Source organism: Actinophytocola sp. KF-1 (genome assembly GCF_054661535.1).
Window position 1 is genome coordinate 1,018,241 of the sequence record NZ_BAAFVK010000001.1, and the last position, 17,464, is coordinate 1,035,704.

General features: G+C 70.3%; 16 protein-coding genes. 11 read left to right on the top strand and 5 right to left on the bottom strand.

Features of this window, described 5'->3' with window-relative positions; genetic code table 11:
- Window positions 1–238 precede the first annotated feature (238 nt).
- The 4 genes from ACYQ77_RS04980 to ACYQ77_RS04995 all read right to left on the bottom strand — a co-directional run bounded on the left by ACYQ77_RS04980 (window position 239) and on the right by ACYQ77_RS04995 (window position 4,375).
- Window positions 239–382 carry a DUF5302 domain-containing protein gene (locus ACYQ77_RS04980; protein ID WP_459707806.1) on the bottom strand — a complete coding sequence of 48 codons (144 nt, stop codon included), beginning with the start codon at window positions 380–382 and terminating at the stop codon, window positions 239–241.
- A gap of 70 nt (window positions 383–452) precedes the next feature.
- Window positions 453–2,051, bottom strand: a complete 1,599-nt coding sequence (locus ACYQ77_RS04985) for a long-chain-fatty-acid--CoA ligase (protein ID WP_459707807.1) — start codon at window positions 2,049–2,051, stop codon at window positions 453–455.
- A gap of 11 nt (window positions 2,052–2,062) precedes the next feature.
- Window positions 2,063–3,190: an acyl-CoA dehydrogenase family protein gene (locus tag ACYQ77_RS04990; protein WP_459707809.1), complete on the bottom strand. Its 1,128-nt coding sequence runs from the start codon at window positions 3,188–3,190 to the stop codon at window positions 2,063–2,065.
- A gap of 6 nt (window positions 3,191–3,196) precedes the next feature.
- The gene (locus ACYQ77_RS04995; RefSeq protein ID WP_459707811.1) at window positions 3,197–4,375 is read right to left on the bottom strand and encodes an acyl-CoA dehydrogenase family protein; all 1,179 of its coding nucleotides are present in this window, start codon (window positions 4,373–4,375) and stop codon (window positions 3,197–3,199) included.
- A 70-nt stretch (window positions 4,376–4,445) separates the two neighbouring features.
- Here ACYQ77_RS04995 and ACYQ77_RS05000 point away from each other — a divergent pair, with 70 nt between their 5' ends.
- Genes ACYQ77_RS05000 through ACYQ77_RS05050 form a run of 11 tightly spaced genes read left to right on the top strand, consistent with a single transcriptional unit; the run spans window position 4,446 to window position 16,259 of the window.
- Window positions 4,446–5,345 carry a 3-oxoacyl-ACP reductase gene (locus ACYQ77_RS05000; protein WP_459707812.1) on the top strand — a complete coding sequence of 300 codons (900 nt, stop codon included), beginning with the start codon at window positions 4,446–4,448 and terminating at the stop codon, window positions 5,343–5,345.
- The gene (locus ACYQ77_RS05005) at window positions 5,342–6,853 is read left to right on the top strand and encodes an aldehyde dehydrogenase family protein (RefSeq protein WP_459707814.1); all 1,512 of its coding nucleotides are present in this window, start codon (window positions 5,342–5,344) and stop codon (window positions 6,851–6,853) included. The genes ACYQ77_RS05000 and ACYQ77_RS05005 overlap by 4 nt, the downstream gene beginning before the upstream one ends.
- A gap of 1 nt (window position 6,854) precedes the next feature.
- Window positions 6,855–7,616, top strand: coding sequence for a glucose 1-dehydrogenase (locus ACYQ77_RS05010; protein ID WP_459707815.1), 762 nt, complete (start codon window positions 6,855–6,857; stop codon window positions 7,614–7,616).
- A 42-nt stretch (window positions 7,617–7,658) separates the two neighbouring features.
- On the top strand, window positions 7,659–8,447 hold the full coding sequence (locus tag ACYQ77_RS05015) for an MlaE family ABC transporter permease (protein WP_459707816.1): 789 nt from the start codon (window positions 7,659–7,661) through the stop codon (window positions 8,445–8,447).
- On the top strand, window positions 8,448–9,305 hold the full coding sequence (locus ACYQ77_RS05020; RefSeq protein WP_459707818.1) for an MlaE family ABC transporter permease: 858 nt from the start codon (window positions 8,448–8,450) through the stop codon (window positions 9,303–9,305).
- A 2-nt stretch (window positions 9,306–9,307) separates the two neighbouring features.
- Window positions 9,308–10,621 carry an MCE family protein gene (locus tag ACYQ77_RS05025; protein WP_459707820.1) on the top strand — a complete coding sequence of 438 codons (1,314 nt, stop codon included), beginning with the start codon at window positions 9,308–9,310 and terminating at the stop codon, window positions 10,619–10,621.
- Entirely contained in the window at window positions 10,618–11,655 is a 1,038-nt protein-coding gene (locus tag ACYQ77_RS05030; protein ID WP_459707822.1) for an MCE family protein, read from the top strand. Before ACYQ77_RS05025 ends, ACYQ77_RS05030 begins: the two co-directional genes overlap by 4 nt.
- Window positions 11,655–12,674 carry an MCE family protein gene (locus ACYQ77_RS05035; protein WP_459707824.1) on the top strand — a complete coding sequence of 340 codons (1,020 nt, stop codon included), beginning with the start codon at window positions 11,655–11,657 and terminating at the stop codon, window positions 12,672–12,674. The genes ACYQ77_RS05030 and ACYQ77_RS05035 overlap by 1 nt, the downstream gene beginning before the upstream one ends.
- Entirely contained in the window at window positions 12,671–13,882 is a 1,212-nt protein-coding gene (locus tag ACYQ77_RS05040) for an MCE family protein (protein WP_459707825.1), read from the top strand. Before ACYQ77_RS05035 ends, ACYQ77_RS05040 begins: the two co-directional genes overlap by 4 nt.
- Window positions 13,879–15,030, top strand: coding sequence for an MCE family protein (locus ACYQ77_RS05045; RefSeq protein ID WP_459707828.1), 1,152 nt, complete (start codon window positions 13,879–13,881; stop codon window positions 15,028–15,030). Before ACYQ77_RS05040 ends, ACYQ77_RS05045 begins: the two co-directional genes overlap by 4 nt.
- Window positions 15,030–16,259, top strand: coding sequence for an MCE family protein (locus ACYQ77_RS05050; protein WP_459707829.1), 1,230 nt, complete (start codon window positions 15,030–15,032; stop codon window positions 16,257–16,259). Before ACYQ77_RS05045 ends, ACYQ77_RS05050 begins: the two co-directional genes overlap by 1 nt.
- Window positions 16,260–16,627: 368 nt before the next feature.
- Here ACYQ77_RS05050 and ACYQ77_RS05055 read toward each other — a convergent pair whose 3' ends face one another.
- The gene (locus tag ACYQ77_RS05055; RefSeq protein WP_459707831.1) at window positions 16,628–17,464 is read right to left on the bottom strand and encodes a hypothetical protein; all 837 of its coding nucleotides are present in this window, start codon (window positions 17,462–17,464) and stop codon (window positions 16,628–16,630) included.

The following is a 17,464-nucleotide window of genomic DNA, read 5'->3' on the forward strand; positions in this document are numbered from 1 at the left end:
GCACACCACAAACCCCGGGCACACGAATCGCCACAACGGCGCTGACCTGCGAAAACGCCCCGCCCAGTACGTACGTGAACCCCCACCCATTCCCGGGGGGCCACCCGCCATGCCAGTCTACCGGTGCCCACCGACAATTCCAGGGCGCGGCGCGAAACTGTGGACAACTCTGTCGGCTGTGGACAACTGCGGGCACAAAAAAGGGGGCCGGCATCAAGCCGGCCCCTTTCCCGTTGGCTCAGCCGCTCTTGCGGCGGAACGTGCGCTTCGCGGCCGCGGGGCCGTGGGCGTTGTCCACCTTGGAGCGGGCGTCCGCGTGTTCCTGGCCCTTGCGGTTCTGCGCCTGCTTGCGCTCCAGGGCCGCGCGGAAAGCGGCCTTCACATCCTCCTGCTGGGGCTCTGCCTCTGCGGATTCGGGTGTGGCCGCGGGTTCCGATTTGTCAGGCATGCGCTCAGGGTCGCACGGACCGGGCACCCCAGTCGAGCCGGATAGGGTCGCTCGACGGTGTCAGCGGTTCGAACTCCAGCTCGGGCCCCGGGCGCCACCACACGGTGTCCGGCGTGCGCCAGCGCTGCGCCGACAACGTCCGCTTCAGCACCTTGTACGTCGCCGTTCGCGGGAGGCGGGCCGTGATGCGGACGAACCTGGGGACCTGCTTCGGGCCCAGGTCGGGCTGGGCCGACAGGAACGCCGCGAACTCGTCCGGGTCGAAGTTGTCGCGCATCACCAGCGCCGCCATCACCTGGTCGCCCGTCGCCGGGTCCGGGACGGCGTACACCGCGGCCTCGGTGACCGACGGGTGGCGCAGCAGGATGCGTTCGATGGGTGCGGTGCCGAGGTTCTCGCCGTCCACGCGCAGCCACTCGGACGTCCGGCCGACGAAGTACAGCCAGCCGTCCTCGTCGTGGTGGACGAGGTCGCCGCTCCAGAACTTGCCGTCCCGCACGCGGTCGGCGTCCGCGGCCGAGTCGCGGTAGTAGCCCGCGAACTGGCCCGCGCCGGACGTGTTCACCAGCTCGCCCACCTCACCGGGGGCGCACGGCCTGCCCGTCGACGGGTCGAGCACCGCCAGCGGCGGTGCCAGGTGACCGAGCGAGCCCGGCGGGGTGCCCGGCGGCCGGGGCACGACGATGCCGCCCTCCGTGGAGCCGTACGCGTCCACCACCTGGCAGCCGAAGCGCTTCGCGAACGCCTCGACGTCCCTCGGGTTGGCCTCGTTGCCGAACATCACCTTCAGCGGGTTGTCCGCGTCGTCCGGCTTCTCCGGTGTGGACAGCACGTAGGAGAGCGGTTTCCCGACGTAGTTCGCGTACGTCACCGCGTAGTCCCGGACGTCCGCGAGGAAGCCCGACGCCGAGAAGCGGCGCCGCAGCGCGATGCGGGCGCCCGCCGCCAGGCCGACGGCCCAGCCCGCGATGATCGCGTTCGAGTGGAACATCGGCATCGACACGTACGTGGTGTCGCCGGGGCCCAAGCCGTACCGCTCGGCCAGCATCCTGCCGGGGCCCGCGATCTTGCCGTGGGTGCAGCGCACCGCCTTCGGTTCGCCGCTGGTGCCGGACGTGAAGATCAGCATCAGCAGGTCGTCCCGCGTGGCGGGCACGGCCTCCAGCGGCGAGTACTGGTGGCGGTACGCGGTGACGTGCCACGCCGCCGAGTCCACGTCCAGCACCCGCGCGCCGATGTCCAGGCCCTGCAACAACTCCACGTACCGGCTGTCGGTCAGCACGACCTGGCAGTCGGCGAGCTTGATGTCCCGCACGAGCGCCTCGCCGCGCCTGCTCGTGTTCAGGCCGACGACCACCGCGCCCGCGAGCGCGGCGCCGCCGAGCAGGAACGAGAACTCCGGGACGTTGTCCATCAGGACGCCGATGTGGAACGGCCCCGGGCGCCGCAGCGACCGGAGCAGCGCCGCCCGGTCCGCGCACTCCCGCAGGTGCTCCGCCCACGTCCACTGCCGGTCCTCGAACACGAGGCCGGGGTTCGCATCGTCCGCGCGGGCGAGCAGCAGCTCGGTGACAGTGGGGACCGGATCCCCCGGCGCGGTCATGCGTAACCTCCTCAGGCCGGCTCCGCGGCCAGTGCGTTACCGATGCGGCGCAGCTGCGTGGTGGCGCCGCCAAGACTGAACTCGATGCGTTTCGTGGCCACAAAATATCGATGCAACGGGTAGTCCACGTCAATACCCACACCGCCGTGGATGTGCACCGCGGCATGGGCTATGCGGTGGCCGCCGTCCGCCGCCCAGAACTTCGCGGTCGCGATCTCATTGTGGGCAGCGAGATTTTTGGACAGTCGCCAAGCGGCCTGCCACAGTGTCAACCGGATCGCCTCCGCGTCGATGTAGCAGTCGGCGAGCCGCTGGCCCACTGCCTGAAATGTCGCGATTGGGCGTTCAAATTGCACTCTGCTACTTGCGTACCGGGCCGTCATCTGCAGACATTCCGTCGAAACGCCTGCTTGGAGCGCGCACAGTCCGACCGTGCCCCGGGTCGTGAGCCAGTCGACGACGGCCGCGCCGCCGCCCGGTTCGCCGAGCACGCGGTCGTCGTCGAGCACCACGTCGTCCAGTTCGAGGACCGCCTCGGCGTCGCCGTCGACGATCTGCTGGCGCCGGACGGACACCCCGGAATCCGCCGGAGTGACAAGGAACACAGTCAGTCCGAGTGCCGTTTCCGCGGGCACCAGAAACAGATTCGCCAACGGACCGGCTTGCACAGCGACTTTTGAACCGTGCAGATGCCATTGTGCAGATGCACTTGCACGGTTGCCGGTCGTCGTCGGCCGCGCGGGGTCGTCACCGACCTCTTCGGACAGAGCCGCCGTCAGCACCAGTTCGCCCGCCGCGGCGGGCGCCGCCCACGCGGTCCGCTGGGCGTCCGTGCCGAACTCGGCGATCGCCGACGCCGACTGGACGATCGAGCACAGGTACGGCACCGGCGCGACCGCCCGGCCCAGCTCCACGAGCACCGCGCACTGCTCGAGCAGCCCGAGCCCGCTGCCGCCGACCGTCTCCGGCAGGGCCGCCGACAGCACGCCCGCCGTGGCCAGGTCCGTCCACAGTGCACGGTCGAACCGGTCGCCGCCGGCCTCGACCTCGGCGAGCCTGGCCGGCGTCAGGCGGTCCGCCAGGATAGTCCTGGTCAGTCCGGCCAGTTCCCGGCCCTCGTCAGGGAAGGAGAAGTCCACGGGAGATCACCTCTTCGCCGGGGGCAGGCCGAGGCCGACGGCCGCCACGATGTCGCGTTGCACCTCGTTGGTCCCGCCACCGAACGTCAGGATCAGCGACGCCCGGTGCATCCGTTCGACCCGGCCGCGCAGCAGGGCGCCCGGCGAACCGGCCCGCACGTACGCCTGCGGGCCGAGCACCTCCATCAGCAGCCGGTACGCCTCGATCGCGAACTCGGTGCCGAACACCTTGGTCGCCGACGCGTCGGCGGGGCTGAGCCCCTTGTCGACGCCCCAGGCGATCTTCCAGTTGATCAGCTTCAGGAACTCGGCCTTCGCGTGCACGCGTGCCAGGTGGATCTGCACCCACTCCTGGTCGATCACCCGGCGGCCGTCCGGGAGTTTCGTCGCCTGCGCCCACTCCCGCACCTCGCGCAGCGCCTCGCGGACGGGCGCCGACGACGTCAGGGCCACGCGTTCGTGGTTGAGCTGGTTGGTGATCAGCGGCCAGCCGCGGTTCACCTCCCCGACCAGCGCGTCCGCGGGCACGCGGACGTCGGAGTAGTAGGTGGCGCTGGTGGTCGGCCCGGACACCGTGCGGACCGGCGTCCACGAGAACCCCTCGGCGTCGGTCGGGACGATCAGGATCGACAGGCCCTTGTGCTTCGGCGCGTCCGGGTCGGTGCGGCACGCGAGCCACACGTAGTCGGCGTAGGAGATCAGCGACGTCCACATCTTCTGGCCGTTGACCACCCAGTCGTCACCGTCGCGCACGGCCCGGGTCCGCAGTGACGCGAGGTCCGTGCCCGCCTCCGGTTCGGAGTAGCCGATCGCGAAGTGCAGCTCGCCGGAGGCGATCCTCGGCAGGTAGAACCGCTTCTGCTTTTCGGTCCCGAACCGCATGATCGTCGGCCCGACCGTGTTGATCGTCAGGAACGGCACCGGCGCGCCCGCGACGGCCGCCTCGTCGGTGAAGATCAGCTGGTCGATCATGGGCCGGGCCTGCCCGCCGTACTCCGCGGGCCACCCGAGCGCGAGCCAGCCGTCGGCACCCATCTGCCGCACGACCTCCTTGTACACCTCGCCGTCGCCGTAGTCGCCACCGCCGGAGAGCGCTTCCCGGCGCTCGGGTGTCATCAGCGTGGCGAAGTACGCCCGCAGCTCGCGCCGCAGTTCCTCCTGCTCGGGCGTGTACGCGATGTGCATCGGCGCTCCTCGCTACTAGAACACGTTCTAAGAATGTACTAGAGTCCTGGCCAAACGAGGAGGTCCGGCAATGACGGCGGCGGTACTCGACGGGAAGGTCGCGATCGTGACCGGCGCGGGTGCCGGGCTGGGCCGGGCCGAGGCGCTCGCCCTCGCCAGGGCCGGGGCGGACCTCGTGGTGAACGACGTCGCCGGCACCGACGTGGTCGACGAGATCGAGGCCCTGGGCGCCAAGGCGGTGCTCGTGCGCGGCGACGTGTCCGACGCGGACACCGCGACGGCGCTGACGAGCACGGCCGTCGACCGGTTCGGCGGGCTGCACGTGGTCGTCAACAACGCGGGCGTGCTGCGCGACCGGATGCTGTTCAACATGACCGACGACGAGTGGGACCTCGTCGTCCGGGTGCACCTGCGCGGCCACTTCCTCCTGTCCCGCAACGCGGCCGCCTACTGGCGCGGGCACGCGAAGGCGAACGGCGGCACCACCTACGGCCGCGTGGTGAACACCGCGTCCGAGGCGTTCCTGTTCGGGTCCGAGGGCCAGCCGAACTACGCCGCCGCCAAGGCGGGCATCACCGCGCTCACCCTCGCCACCGCACGCGGCCTCGCCCGGTACGGCGTGCGGGCCAACGCCATCTGCCCCCGTGCGCGCACGGCCATGACCGCGGCGGTGTTCGGCGCCGCCCCGGCAGGCGACGACGGCGTGACTGATCCCCTGTCCCCGGACCACGTCGCGCCGCTCGTCGCCTATCTCGCCTCGCCCGCCGCCGACAAGATCAGCGGGCAGGTGTTCGTCGTGTACGGCGGCATGGTCGCCCTGCTCGCGCCGCCGACCGTCGAGGCGCGGTTCGACCACCCGCGGTGGACCCCGGAGGCGCTGGACACCGCGCTCGGGGCGTACTTCGCCGACCGCGACCCGAAGAAGACGTTCGCCGCCACCGACCTCATGTCGCTGGAGGCGGGACGATGACGCTCAGCCTGCTCGCCCGCCGCGACGAGGTGGGCCTCACCGACGGCATGCTGCTGATCGACGGGACGTGGCGGGCAGCGGCGTCCGGCGAGACGTGGACACACGTCCACCCCGCGACCGGCGAGGCCATCGCCGACATCGCGGTCGCCGGGCCGTCCGATGTGGACGAGGCGGTCCGGGCGGCGCGGCGCGCGTTCGACGACGGCCGCTGGCCGGGCACGCGTGCGGGCGAACGCGTCAAGGCACTGCACCGGTACGCGGACCTGTTGCGCGAGCACGCCGACGAGCTGCGTGGCCTGCAGGCGCTCGACAACGGTGTGCCGCTGTCGTTCGGGCCGGTCTACGCCACCTCGGTCGGCGCCGCCGCGGACGCGTTCGACCACCACGCGGGCTGGATCGACAAGATCGGCGGCCAGACGCTCACCCCGTACCAGGGCGGCGACCACCTGGCGATGACGTTCCGCGAACCGGTCGGCGTGGTCGCGGCGGTCCTGCCGTGGAACGGGCCCTTCCTGCTGTACGCGCAGAAGCTCGCGCCCGCGCTCGCCGCGGGCTGCACGGTCGTGGTCAAACCGTCCGAGTACGCCACGTTCTGCGTGCTGCGCATGGTCGAGCTCCTCGCCGAGGCGGGCATCCCGGACGGCGTGGTCAACGTGGTGACCGGACCGGGTGACCCGACCGGCGAGGCGTTGATCACGCACCCGCTCGTCGACAAGGTCAGCTTCACCGGCAGCCGCGCCGTCGGCAAGCGGATCGTCGCCGCCTCGGCCGGCACGCTCAAGCGGGTGTCGCTCGAGCTCGGCGGCAAGAGCCCGACGCTCGTGTTCCCGGACGCGCCGGACATCGGCCTCGCCGCGATGACCACCATGGGCACCGTCACCATGGGACTGTCCGGACAGGCCTGTGTCGCGCACACCAGGGCGCTCGTGCACCGGGACGTCCACGACCAGTTCCTCGGCGCCGCCGAGATGATGGCGGGCGCGATCACCTACGGCGACCCGTTCGAGGCGGCCACGCTGGCCAGTCCGCTGATCAACACCAAGCAGCTCGACCACGTCCTGGGACTCATCGCCCGCGGCAAGGAACAGGGCGCGCGGGTCGTGTGCGGTGGCGAGCGGGTCGAAGGTGACCTGGCGGCCGGCAACTTCGTGCGGCCGACGATCTTCGCCGACGTCGACAACGGCATGGACATCGCGCGGCAGGAGGTCTTCGGGCCGGTCCTCGCGGTGCTCCCGTTCGAGACCGAGGACGAGGCCGTCGCGATCGCCAATGACACAGAGTACGGTCTCGGTGCCGGTCTGTACACGACGGACGCGCGGCGGGCCTTCCGGCTGGCGCGGCGGCTGCGCGCGGGCACGGTCGGCATCAACGGGTTCCAGGTCGAGCCGCACCTGCCGTTCGGCGGCTTCAAGCAGTCCGGCCTCGGACGCGAGGGCGGGCGGAGCGCGTTCGAGGCGTACACGGAACTGAAGACGGTCCTGATGCCACTCGGCGAGGAGTTGATGTGACATGGGTCGGCTGACCGGGAAGGTCGCGCTGATCACCGGCGCCGCGGGCGGGCAGGGCGCGGCTGCCGCGCGCCGGTTCACCGAGGAGGGTGCCCGGGTCGTCGTCGCGGACGTGAACGACGAGCTGGGCAAGGAGTTCGCGGCGGAGATCGGCGCGCACTACCTGCACCTGGACGTGTCGGCCGAAGACGAGTGGACGGCCGGGGTCGAGGAGGTCGTCGCGACCTACGGCCCGCCGACCGTGCTCGTGAACAACGCGGGCATCCTGCACTTCGCGTTGCTGACCGAGACCGCGCTCGCGGACTACCTGCGCGTGATCCAGGTGAACCAGGTCGGCTGCTTCCTCGGCATGAAGACCGTGGCACCGCTGATGGTCGAGGCGGGCGGCGGCTCCATCGTCAACGTGTCCTCTGTGGAGGGTTTGGCGGCGACACCGGCGCTGACCGCGTACACCGCGAGCAAGTTCGCGGTGCGCGGCATGACGAAGGTGGCGGCGCTGGAGCTGGCGCGCAAGGGCGTGCGGGTGAACTCCGTGCACCCCGGCGCGATCGAGACCGGCCTGCTGCCGACCGCGCTCGGCGGGCAGCCCGTCGACCTGACCTACGTCGGCAAACGGGTGCCGATGAAGAGAGTGGGCCAGCCGCCCGAGATCGCCGAGCTGGTGCTGTTCCTGGCGAGCGACGAAAGCTCCTACTGCACGGGCGCCGAGTTCGTGGCGGACGGGGGTGTGACCGCGGCCCATTCTTTGTCGAGTTTCGGGTAACCGCAACGGTTCCGGGTCGTTGTACCTCACGGGTGATGGCACATGAGCATTGACGCTGGACGTCCTGCGCCCGTGCGCGGGCTCGCACAGGTCGGGCGCATGTCGACGCTCGCCTGGGAGGTCGCGAAGTACACGCCCCGGCGACCGTTTCAGTGGCGTGAGCTCATCCAGCAGTGCTGGTTCTTCGCGAGCGTCACGATCCTGCCCACCGCGCTGGTGTCGATCCCGTTCGGCGCGGTCATCGCGTTGCAGCTCGGCTCGCTGACCCAGCAGATCGGCGCGCAGTCGTTCACGGGCGCGGCGAGCGCGCTCGCGATCGTCCAGCAGGCGTCGCCGTTGATCACCTCGCTGCTCGTCGCCGGTGCCGGCGGGTCGGCCATGTGCGCGGACATCGGGTCGCGGACCATCCGCGAGGAGATCGACGCGCTCGAAGTCCTCGGCGTGTCACCGGTCCAGCGCCTGATCGTGCCGCGGGTGCTCGGCATGATGATCGTCGCGGTGCTGCTCAACGGGCTCGTCAGCGTGGTCGGTGTCGCGGGTGGCTACTTCTTCAACGTGGTGATGCAGGGCGGCACCCCGGGCGCGTACCTGGCGTCGTTCAACGCGCTCTCGCAGCTGCCGGACCTGTGGGTGAGCGAGATCAAGGCGGTGCTGTACGGGTTCGTCGCCGGCATCGTCGCCGCCTACCGCGGGCTCAACCCCGGGCGCGGGCCCAAGGGTGTCGGGGACGCGGTGAACCAGACGGTCGTGATCACGTTCCTGCTGCTGTTCCTCATCAACGTGGTGATCACCGGGATATACCTGCAGATCGTCCCGCCGAAGGGGATGTAGATGGCCACAGTGGACATCCCGCCGAAGGTGCCGCGACGGCTCGTGGTCGCCGCGAAGCAGCCCGCCGACGGGCTCGCCACGCTGGGTCAGCAGCTCGCGTTCTACGTCCGCGTCCTCGCCTGGGTGCCGCGCACGCTCGCGCACTACCCGCGGGAGATCCTGCGCCTGCTGTCGGACGTGTTCTTCGGGTCCGGCGCGCTCGCCGTCATCGGCGGCACGCTCGGCGTGATGATCGGCATGACCGTGTTCACCGGCCTGATCGTCGGCCTGCAGGGGTACTCGGCGCTCAACCAGCTCGGCACGTCCGCGCTGACCGGCTTCATCGCCGCGTACTTCGACACCCGCGAGGTCGCGCCACTCGCCGCCGGGCTCGCGTTGTCCGCCACCGTGGGCTGCGGGTTCACCGCACAGCTCGGCGCGATGCGGATCTCCGAGGAGATCGACGCGCTCGAGGTGATGGCGGTGCCGTCGCTGCCGTACCTGGTGACCACGCGCGTGATCGCGGCGGTCGCGGCCGTGATTCCCCTGTACCTGGTGGGTCTGCTCTCGTCGTACGTGGCGTCGCGGCAGGTGACCGTGTGGTTCTACGGCCAGTCCGCGGGCACCTACGACCACTACTTCCACCTCTTCCTGCCACCGGAGGACGTGCTGTGGTCGTTCCTCAAGGTGATCGTGTTCAGCGTCGTCGTGATCCTCGTGCACTGCTACTACGGCTACACCGCGTCCGGCGGTCCGGCCGGGGTGGGGGTGGCCGTGGGTAGGGCGGTGCGGGCGGCGATCGTGGTGCAGATGCTCCTCGACTTCTTCCTGTCGCTCGCCATCTGGGGCGCGACCACGACCGTGCGGCTGGCGGGGTGACCATGAGCGAACGCCGCCGGTACCAGATCTACGGGCTGATCTTCCTGGTCATCGCCGGGATGTTCGTCGTGCTCTCGATCGCCTTCTACCGCAAGACGTTCACCCCGGTCGTGCCGGTGACGCTCGAAACCGACCACGTCGGCAACCAGCTCCGCGCCGGTGCGGACGTGAAGCTGCGCGGGCTGATCGTCGGCGAGGTGCGCGCGATCCGGCCCGACGGCGACCACGCGGTCCTCGACCTCGCGCTCGACCCGGACCACGTCGGCGCGATCCCCGGCAACGTCACCGCGCGGCTGCTGCCGAAGACGTTGTTCGGCGAGCGGTACGTGGCGCTGCAGACCCCCGCCGAGCCGAGCGGGCGGTTGCGGGAAGGCGCGGTGATCGGGCAGGACCGCACCAGCTCGGCGGTCGAGATCGAGCAGGTGCTCGACAACCTCATGCCGGTGCTGCGGGCCATCCAGCCGGAGAAGCTGTCGTCCACGCTGAACGCGATGGCGACCGCGCTCGACGGGCGCGGCAAGCAGTTCGGCGACACGCTCGTCCAGCTCGGCGACTACCTGACGGAGATCACCCCGTCGCTGCCGGACCTGCGGGCGAACATCCAGCGGCTGTCGACGGTCGCGGACACGTACGCGCAGGCCGGTCCCGAGCTGCTGACCGCCCTGCGGGATCTGACGGTCACCACGCAGACCGTCGTCGAGCAGCGCAGCCGACTGCGGGACCTGTACAGCACGCTGACGAACGCGTCGATCGACCTCGGCGGTTTCCTGGCCGCCAACAAGGACAACATCATCGACCTGGTGAGCGAGTCGGAGTCCACACTGGCCGTGCTGGCGAAGTACGCGCCAGAGTACCCGTGCCTGCTCAAACAGTTGGTCGACGCGATCCCGGCGGCCGACCGGGCGTTCGGCAAGGGCACGGCAACGCCGAACGTCACGAAGGTGACCATCGAGATCACGTCGAGCCGCGGCAAGTACGTGCCGGGCGTGGACACCCCGCGCTACGACGACAAACGCGGACCGCGCTGCTACCCGGTCGCGAAGCCGCCCGCCCGGTTCCCGCAGTACCCCGAGGGCGGGCCGCTCGCCGACGGGTCGTCGAAGCCGCCGCCACCGAAGTCGGACCGGCCGGAGGACTTCCCGAACACGCTGCCGCAGTCGGCCACGACGGCGCAGGTCGCCAACACTCCGCCGGAGCAGGAGCTGATCGCGGCACTCGTCGCGCCGGGCCTCGGGGTGCAGCCGTCGGACGTGCCCGACTGGTCGTCGCTGCTGCTCGGCCCGCTGTTCCGGGGCGTGGCGGTGACGGTGGAATGAGGAACTTCCTGGCTCCCTTGATCAAGATGGCCGTGTTCGCGGTCGTCACCGTCACGCTGACCGCACTGTTGGGCCTCACGATCGCCAACACCACGCTCGGCGCGACCAGTGGGTACGTCGCCCGCTTCACCGACGTCACCGGCCTCAACGAGGGCGACGACATCCGCATGTCCGGTGTCCGGATCGGACAGATCACCGACATCGCGGTCGTGGCCGACAAGTGGGCGGACGTGCGGTTCGACGTCGAGGCGGCACGGCGGCTGCCGAAGTCGGTCACCGCGACCATCAAGTACCGCAACCTGATCGGGCAGCGGTACATCGCGCTCGCCGTCGGGCCCGGCGACACCAACGCGGTGCTGCGGCCCGGCGACACGATCCCGCTCGACCGCACCCAGCCCGCCCTGAACCTGACCGAGCTGTTCAACGGCTTCCAGCCGCTGTTCCAGGCGCTCAAGCCGGACGAGGTCAACAAGCTCGCGGGCGAGTTGATCCAGGTGCTGCAGGGGGAGGGCGGCACGATCGACAGCGTGCTCGCGCACACCGCGTCGCTCGCGACCACGATCGCGGGCAAGGACGAGGTGATCGGGCAGGTCATCGACAACCTCAACACCGTGCTGACCACGGTCAACGAACGCACGACCGAGGTGTCCGGGCTGATCGACCAGCTGCAGCGGCTCGCGTCCGGGCTCGCCGCGCAACGGCAGCCGATCGGCGACGCGATCGGCGCGCTCGGCGACCTGACCGAGTCGACGGCCGGGCTGCTGTCGTCGGTGCGGCCGCCGATCAAGGAGGACATCGCCGCGCTCGGCCGGCTCGCGGGCAACCTCGCCGACCACGGCGACACGGTCGACAAGTTCCTCGCCGGGCTCCCGCACAAGGTGCAGACGATCAGCCGGGTGTCGAGCTACGGCGGTTGGTACAACTACTACCTCTGCAGCATGTCCGGCCGCATCGGCGTGTCGGACCTGGGTGTCTCCGTCGACCTGCCGCTGCTGCCCATCCCCGGCACGCCGCCGGCTGAGAGGTGTCAATGATGAAGCCCCTCAAGGAGCGGGACCCGGCGGCGGTCGGCACGGTGACGATCGTGTTGCTGGTGCTGGGGTTGCTCGTCGCGTTCAACTCCGACGACCTGCCGATCATCGGCGGCGGCACCACCTACACCGCGGAGTTCCGGGAGTCCGCCGGGCTGCGGCCGGGCAACGAGGTGCGGCTGGCCGGCGTGAAGGTCGGCGAGGTGCGGTCCGTGGAGCTGGCACGCAACAAGGTCGTCGTGGACTTCCGCGTGGCCGACGTCAGCCTCGGCGACCGCAGCACGGTGTCGATCCAGATCAAGACCCTGCTGGGCGACAAGTACCTGGCCGTCGAGTCCGCGGGCGGGACACCGCAGAGCGCCGACGACCCCATCCCCGTCGACCGCACGCAGACCCCGTTCGACATCGTCCCGGCGGTGGGGAAGCTGTCGCAGACGGTCGACCGGATCGACACCGAGCAGCTCGCGCAGAGCTTCGAGGTGCTGTCCGACACGTTCGCGAACAGCCCGAAGCACATGAAGGACACGCTGACGGGTCTGTCGCGGTTGTCGTCCGTGTTGTCGTCGCGGGACGAGCAGCTGCGCACCCTGCTCGCCAACACGGCCGGGTTCTCCACGACCGTCGCCGACCGGGACGACCAGTTGAAGAAGCTGTTCGCCGACGCGTCACTGCTGCTCGGCGAACTGCAGCTGCGCCGGGACGCCGTGCACACGCTGCTGACCGGCACCACCATGCTGGCGGGCGAGCTGCGCGGGCTGGTCGCCGACAACCAGAAGCAGCTCAAACCCGCGCTCGACGAGCTGGACCGGGTCACCACGATCCTCGCGAAGAACCAGAAGAACCTGTCGGAGAGCCTGCGGTCGCTGGCGCCGTACGTGCGGACGTTCAACAACGTCGTCGGCAACGGCCGCTGGTTCGAGGGCTACATCTGCGGCCTGCTGCCACCACCGACCAAGATCGGTGTCTTCGACATCAACCCCGAGGGCTGCACGGTGCCGCTCACCCCGGAGGGCCCCCGATGAACGTCCGGGCGATGGTCGAGGAGAGCCGCGCGAGCCGGCGCGCCGCGCTCGTGGTGGTCTACGCGCTCGCGTTGATGCTGATGATCAGCTTCGCGCTCTGGTGGATCACCATGGCGCCGACGGGCACGCGGATCACCGCGTACTTCACCAAGGCGGTCGGCGTGTACCCGGACTCCGAGGTCAAGGTGCTCGGCGTCGGCGTCGGGCGCATCACCGCCGTCACGCCGGAGGGCGACCGGGTGCGGGTCGAGATGACCGTGGACGACGGCGTCGAGATCCCCGCGGCCGCGCAGGCCGTCGTGGTCGCGCCCTCGCTGGTCAGCGACCGGTACGTGCAGCTGACCCCCGCGTACGAGGCCGGCCCGCTGATGGCCGACCGCACGGTCATCCCCCTCGAACGCACCGCGACCCCGGTCGAGCTGGACGACCTGACCGCCAGCGTCAACGACCTCGCGACCGCGCTCGGCCCCAACGGCGCCAACGAGGACGGCGCGCTGTCCGACGTGCTGGACACCGCCGCCGCGAACCTCGCGGGCAACGGGGAGCTGTTCAACAAGACCATCCGGGAGCTGTCCGCCGCGTCGGCCGCGCTCTCCGACTCGCGCGGCGACCTGTTCACCACCGTCGACAACCTCGCCACGTTCACCGAGGCGCTCGCCGAGAGCGACGCGCAGGTCAAGGCGTTCAACGACAAGCTCGCCGACGTGAGCGGCTACCTCGCCGACGACCGCGACGAGCTGGGCACCGCACTGGCCTCGCTCGGGACCGCGCTCACCGACGTGCACGGGTTCATCGCGACCAACAAGGACACCATCAGCTCCAATGTGGACAAACTGACCGGGGTGACGCAGGCGCTCGTCGACCAGCGGGCCGCGGTCGCGGAGATCCTCGACGTGGCGCCGCTCGCCATGTCGAACTTCCTCAACACCTACGACGCCGCGTCCGCGTCGTTCGCGATCCGCGGCAACCTCAACGAGCTGACCTACCCGCCGGTGCTGATGCTGTGCCGCACGCTCGAGGCGTCGACGCCGAAGCAGCTGCCGACGACGCTGACCGACATCTGCGAGCAGCTGGCGCCCTACATCGACGGCACGCTCGGCCTGCCGTCCGCGGCGGAGATCCTCGGCGCGCTGTCGTCGGGCCGGCTGCCGCCGCTGCCGATCCCGATCGTGGACCTGTCCGCCGCGGCCACCGGCGGTGGCCGATGAGATATGTCCTGGTGGCGCTGGCGCTCCTGCTCGCGGGCTGCTCGTCCGGCGGGTTCTCCGGCATGTACCAGATGCCGCTGCCGGGTGGCGCCGACCTCGGCGAGCACCCCTACCGGGTCGTCGCGCAGTTCGGCGACGTGCTCGACCTGGTGCCGCAGGCCGGGGTGAAGGTGCACGACGTCGCGGTCGGCCGCGTCGACAGGATCGAGCTGGCCGAGGACAACAAGACCGCCGTGGTGACGATGCTCGTCAACGGCGACGTGCACCTGCCCGCCAACGCGGTCGCCGAGCTGCGCCAGTCGTCGCTGCTGGGGGAGAAGTTCGTCGAGCTGCGGGCCCCGGAGCGTCCGAAGGGGACACTCCGGGACGGCGCGGTGATCCCCATCGACCGCACCAACCGCAACCCGGAGATCGAGGAGGTCCTCGGCGCGCTGTCGCTGCTGCTCAACGGCGGCGGGATCCGGCAGCTCGCCACGATCGTCGAGGAGGTGAACGCGGCGCTCGACGGCAACGAGCCGGAGCTGCGGGCCACGCTGGCCAACATCGACAAGGTGGTGCGCGTCCTCGACAGCGAGAAGAACAACATCACCAAGGCCATCGACGCGCTCGGCCGCCTGTCCGGCAGGCTCGCCGCGCAGACCGGCGACATCGAGGTCGCGCTCGACAAGCTCGGACCGGGGCTCGCGGTCGTCAACGAACAACGCGACGCGCTCGTCACCATGCTGGGCGCGCTGGAGAACCTGTCGACCGTCGCCGTCGACACCGTCGAGCGCAGCCGCGACGACCTCGTCGACGACCTGAAACTCCTGGCCCCGACGCTGAACAAGCTCGCGGAGGCCGGGGCGGACCTGCCGAACTCGTTGCAGTTCCTCGTGACCTACCCGTTCACCGACTACTTCCTCAACGCGGTCAAGGGCGACTACGTGAACGTGGACGTCAAGTTCGACCTGGACCTGTCGGTGCTGCTGGAGAACCTGGAGAACGCGAGCACACCGGTCATCCCGATCCCCGGGCTGTCGCCCACGCCCGGCCCGGCGCCGTCGGCCGAACCACCACTGCCGGTGCCGACGCTGCCGCAGGTGCCGCGGGGTGAGGTGCCCGGCGGGCTGACCGGGCTGCTCGGCGCGCTGCTGGGGGTGGGTCGCTGATGTTGTTGCGCGGCACCAAGGTCCGGCTGTTCCTGTTCGCGATGATCGCGGTCGTCGGCGTCGTGTACGTCGGCGGCACCTACGCGGGCCTGGACCGGCTGTTCGGCACGCGCGGCTACCGGGTGACCGTGCAGCTCGCCGACTCCGGCGGCATCTTCGCGAACGCCGAGGTCACGTACCGGGGCGTGACCGTCGGCCGGGTCGAACGCCTGACGCTCGCCGACGACGGCGTGGACGTCGTGCTGGACATCGAGGACGACGCGCCGCCGATCCCCGCCGACACGCGGGCCGTCGTCGCGAACCGGTCCGCGGTCGGCGAGCAGTACGTGGACCTGCGACCGGACCACGACCGCGGCCCGTTCCTCGCCGACGGCTCGGTCGTGCCACGCGACCGCACGGCGACACCGTCGAGCCCGGAGACCCTGCTGTCCAACCTGGACACGTTCGTCGACAGCGTGCCGAGGGACTCGTTGCGCACCACGGTCGACGAGCTGTACCTCGCGTTCCAGAACGCGGGCCCGGCGCTGCGGGTGCTGCTCGACAGCGCGGGCAGGCTGACGGACACGGCGACCGAGCACCTGCCGCAGACCACGTCGCTGCTGGCGAACGGCAGGACCGTGCTGGCGACGCAGGCGGAGCAGACCCGCCAGATCCTCGACTACAGCACCAACCTGCGGCTCATCGCGGAGCAGCTGAAGACGTCGAACCCGGACCTGCGCGAGCTGATCACGAACGTGCCGCTGGTCGCCGTGCAGGTCGACGACCTCCTGCGCGACTCGGGCCAGGACCTCGGCGTCGTCATCGCGAACCTGCTGACCACCATGCAGGTCACGAGCACCCGCACCGACGGGATCGAGCAGCTGCTGGTGGCCTTCCCGATGATCACCGCGACCGCTCCGGGCGCGAACCCGGACGGCACCGGGCACCTCGGGCTCGTGCTGACGTTCAACGACCCCATGTCGTGCACGCGGGGGTACGAGACCACGAAACAGCGCCCGGGCAACGACGTCACGGACGTGCCGCCGAACCCGCTGGCCTACTGTGCGGAACCGCCGGGCAGCCCCATCGGGGTGCGGGGTTCGCAGAACGCGCCGTTCGGCGGCAAACCGGTCGAGGTGCCCGCGCCCGCGGCCGCGCCGCGGCCGGAGGTGCCGGGCCTGCCCGGCACGTTGTCGTTCCCCGGCGGGGGACCGACGACGCTGGCCGGGCTGCTGGCCCTGCCGGTCTAGAACGCCGCCGGTCTAGGCAGTGTCCTGTAAGCGGTTGACCTGCGATGCGGTTGGATCTTGAGCCATGGTGGGTCGTGGTGAGGTCACGGACAAGGCGTGGGCACGGATTGAGCGTTGTTGCCGCCGGTGTCGGGTGGTGGGCGGCGGTGGCGTGATCCGGCGACAATCCGCAGCTCCTGCCGCTGCTGGACGGCATCAGTGTCGGTCGTGACGGGCCGGGCCGACCACGGTGTCGTCCTGAGGTGGTGATCCTGGACAAGGCCTACTCCCACCCCTCCACCCGAGAAGCCATGCGAACACGCGGCATTCGCATGGTCTGTCCCGAACGCGATGACCAAATCTGGCTCCGATGACTTACAGGACAGCGCCTATGCGTCGACGTAGTCGTCCACGGGCGTGCGGTCGGCGTCGAACTGGACGGCGATCCAGTAGCCGTCCATGACCAGGACGTCGCTGGTGCGTTCGTAGTGCACCACGAAGTCGCCGTTGGAGTGCACCACCAGGCTGCTCGGTGTCATCAGCTCGAAGAACGCGTCCTCGCCGATCCCGGCCTTGTCCTCCTCGGTGGTGCGTGCCCACACGAACTCCGCGCCTGCCCGGCCGATGGCGGTCAGGTCGGCGAGCAGCCCGCGTGCGTGCGGGATCTGCCGCATGACCTTCTCCGGTCCCGCGCACTCGAAGTTGAGCCACACCTCGTCGTCCCCGAAGGCCACCATCGCCTCACCCGCCGCGGCGACGGCGTCGGCGTTGCTGAGCGCGATGTCGGTCTCCGGCGAGTCCATGTCCAGGGACGCGAAGCGGTCCAGCGGCCGCAGGTGCGTCTCGTAGAAGAGCTGATCGCGCTGTTCGGTGTAGCGCGGGTCGTCCTCGTCGACGAGCAGCAGCGGTTCCTGCGCGAACTGCTCCGGCGTGCCGTGCACGGTCCGGCCGTCCGCCGAGGTGAGCACGAACTCGCCACCGTTCCGCTCGACCGAGAGCACCCGGAACGACGCGGGCACGTGGACGTCCGTGAGCGCGTTGCCGCCATCCTCCTCGGTCCCGATGATGGCGACCCTGGCGTTCTGGGTGCCGTCGGCGCCTGGCCACACCACGAACGCGCTCGACAGCTCCGGCGCGAGGCAGATCAGAGCGCCGGGACCAGCCTGTTCCCGCAGTTCCGCGTCATCGCCGTCCAGCGCGGCCTGAAAAGTCTTCAGATTCCTCAC

What these genes read in the sequence shown, in the direction of transcription:
- ACYQ77_RS04985 (WP_459707807.1), bottom strand. Translation starts at nt 2,051, where the DNA reads ATGACCGCGCCGGGGGATCCGGTCCCCACTGTCACCGAGCTGCTGCTC.
- ACYQ77_RS04995 (WP_459707811.1), bottom strand. Translation starts at nt 4,375, where the DNA reads ATGCACATCGCGTACACGCCCGAGCAGGAGGAACTGCGGCGCGAGCTG.
- ACYQ77_RS05000 (WP_459707812.1), top strand. Translation starts at nt 4,446, where the DNA reads ATGACGGCGGCGGTACTCGACGGGAAGGTCGCGATCGTGACCGGCGCG.
- ACYQ77_RS05005 (WP_459707814.1), top strand. Translation starts at nt 5,342, where the DNA reads ATGACGCTCAGCCTGCTCGCCCGCCGCGACGAGGTGGGCCTCACCGAC.
- ACYQ77_RS05010 (WP_459707815.1), top strand. Translation starts at nt 6,855, where the DNA reads ATGGGTCGGCTGACCGGGAAGGTCGCGCTGATCACCGGCGCCGCGGGC.
- ACYQ77_RS05015 (WP_459707816.1), top strand. Translation starts at nt 7,659, where the DNA reads ATGAGCATTGACGCTGGACGTCCTGCGCCCGTGCGCGGGCTCGCACAG.
- ACYQ77_RS05020 (WP_459707818.1), top strand. Translation starts at nt 8,448, where the DNA reads ATGGCCACAGTGGACATCCCGCCGAAGGTGCCGCGACGGCTCGTGGTC.
- ACYQ77_RS05025 (WP_459707820.1), top strand. Translation starts at nt 9,308, where the DNA reads ATGAGCGAACGCCGCCGGTACCAGATCTACGGGCTGATCTTCCTGGTC.
- ACYQ77_RS05030 (WP_459707822.1), top strand. Translation starts at nt 10,618, where the DNA reads ATGAGGAACTTCCTGGCTCCCTTGATCAAGATGGCCGTGTTCGCGGTC.
- ACYQ77_RS05035 (WP_459707824.1), top strand. Translation starts at nt 11,655, where the DNA reads ATGAAGCCCCTCAAGGAGCGGGACCCGGCGGCGGTCGGCACGGTGACG.
- ACYQ77_RS05040 (WP_459707825.1), top strand. Translation starts at nt 12,671, where the DNA reads ATGAACGTCCGGGCGATGGTCGAGGAGAGCCGCGCGAGCCGGCGCGCC.
- ACYQ77_RS05045 (WP_459707828.1), top strand. Translation starts at nt 13,879, where the DNA reads ATGAGATATGTCCTGGTGGCGCTGGCGCTCCTGCTCGCGGGCTGCTCG.
- ACYQ77_RS05050 (WP_459707829.1), top strand. Translation starts at nt 15,030, where the DNA reads ATGTTGTTGCGCGGCACCAAGGTCCGGCTGTTCCTGTTCGCGATGATC.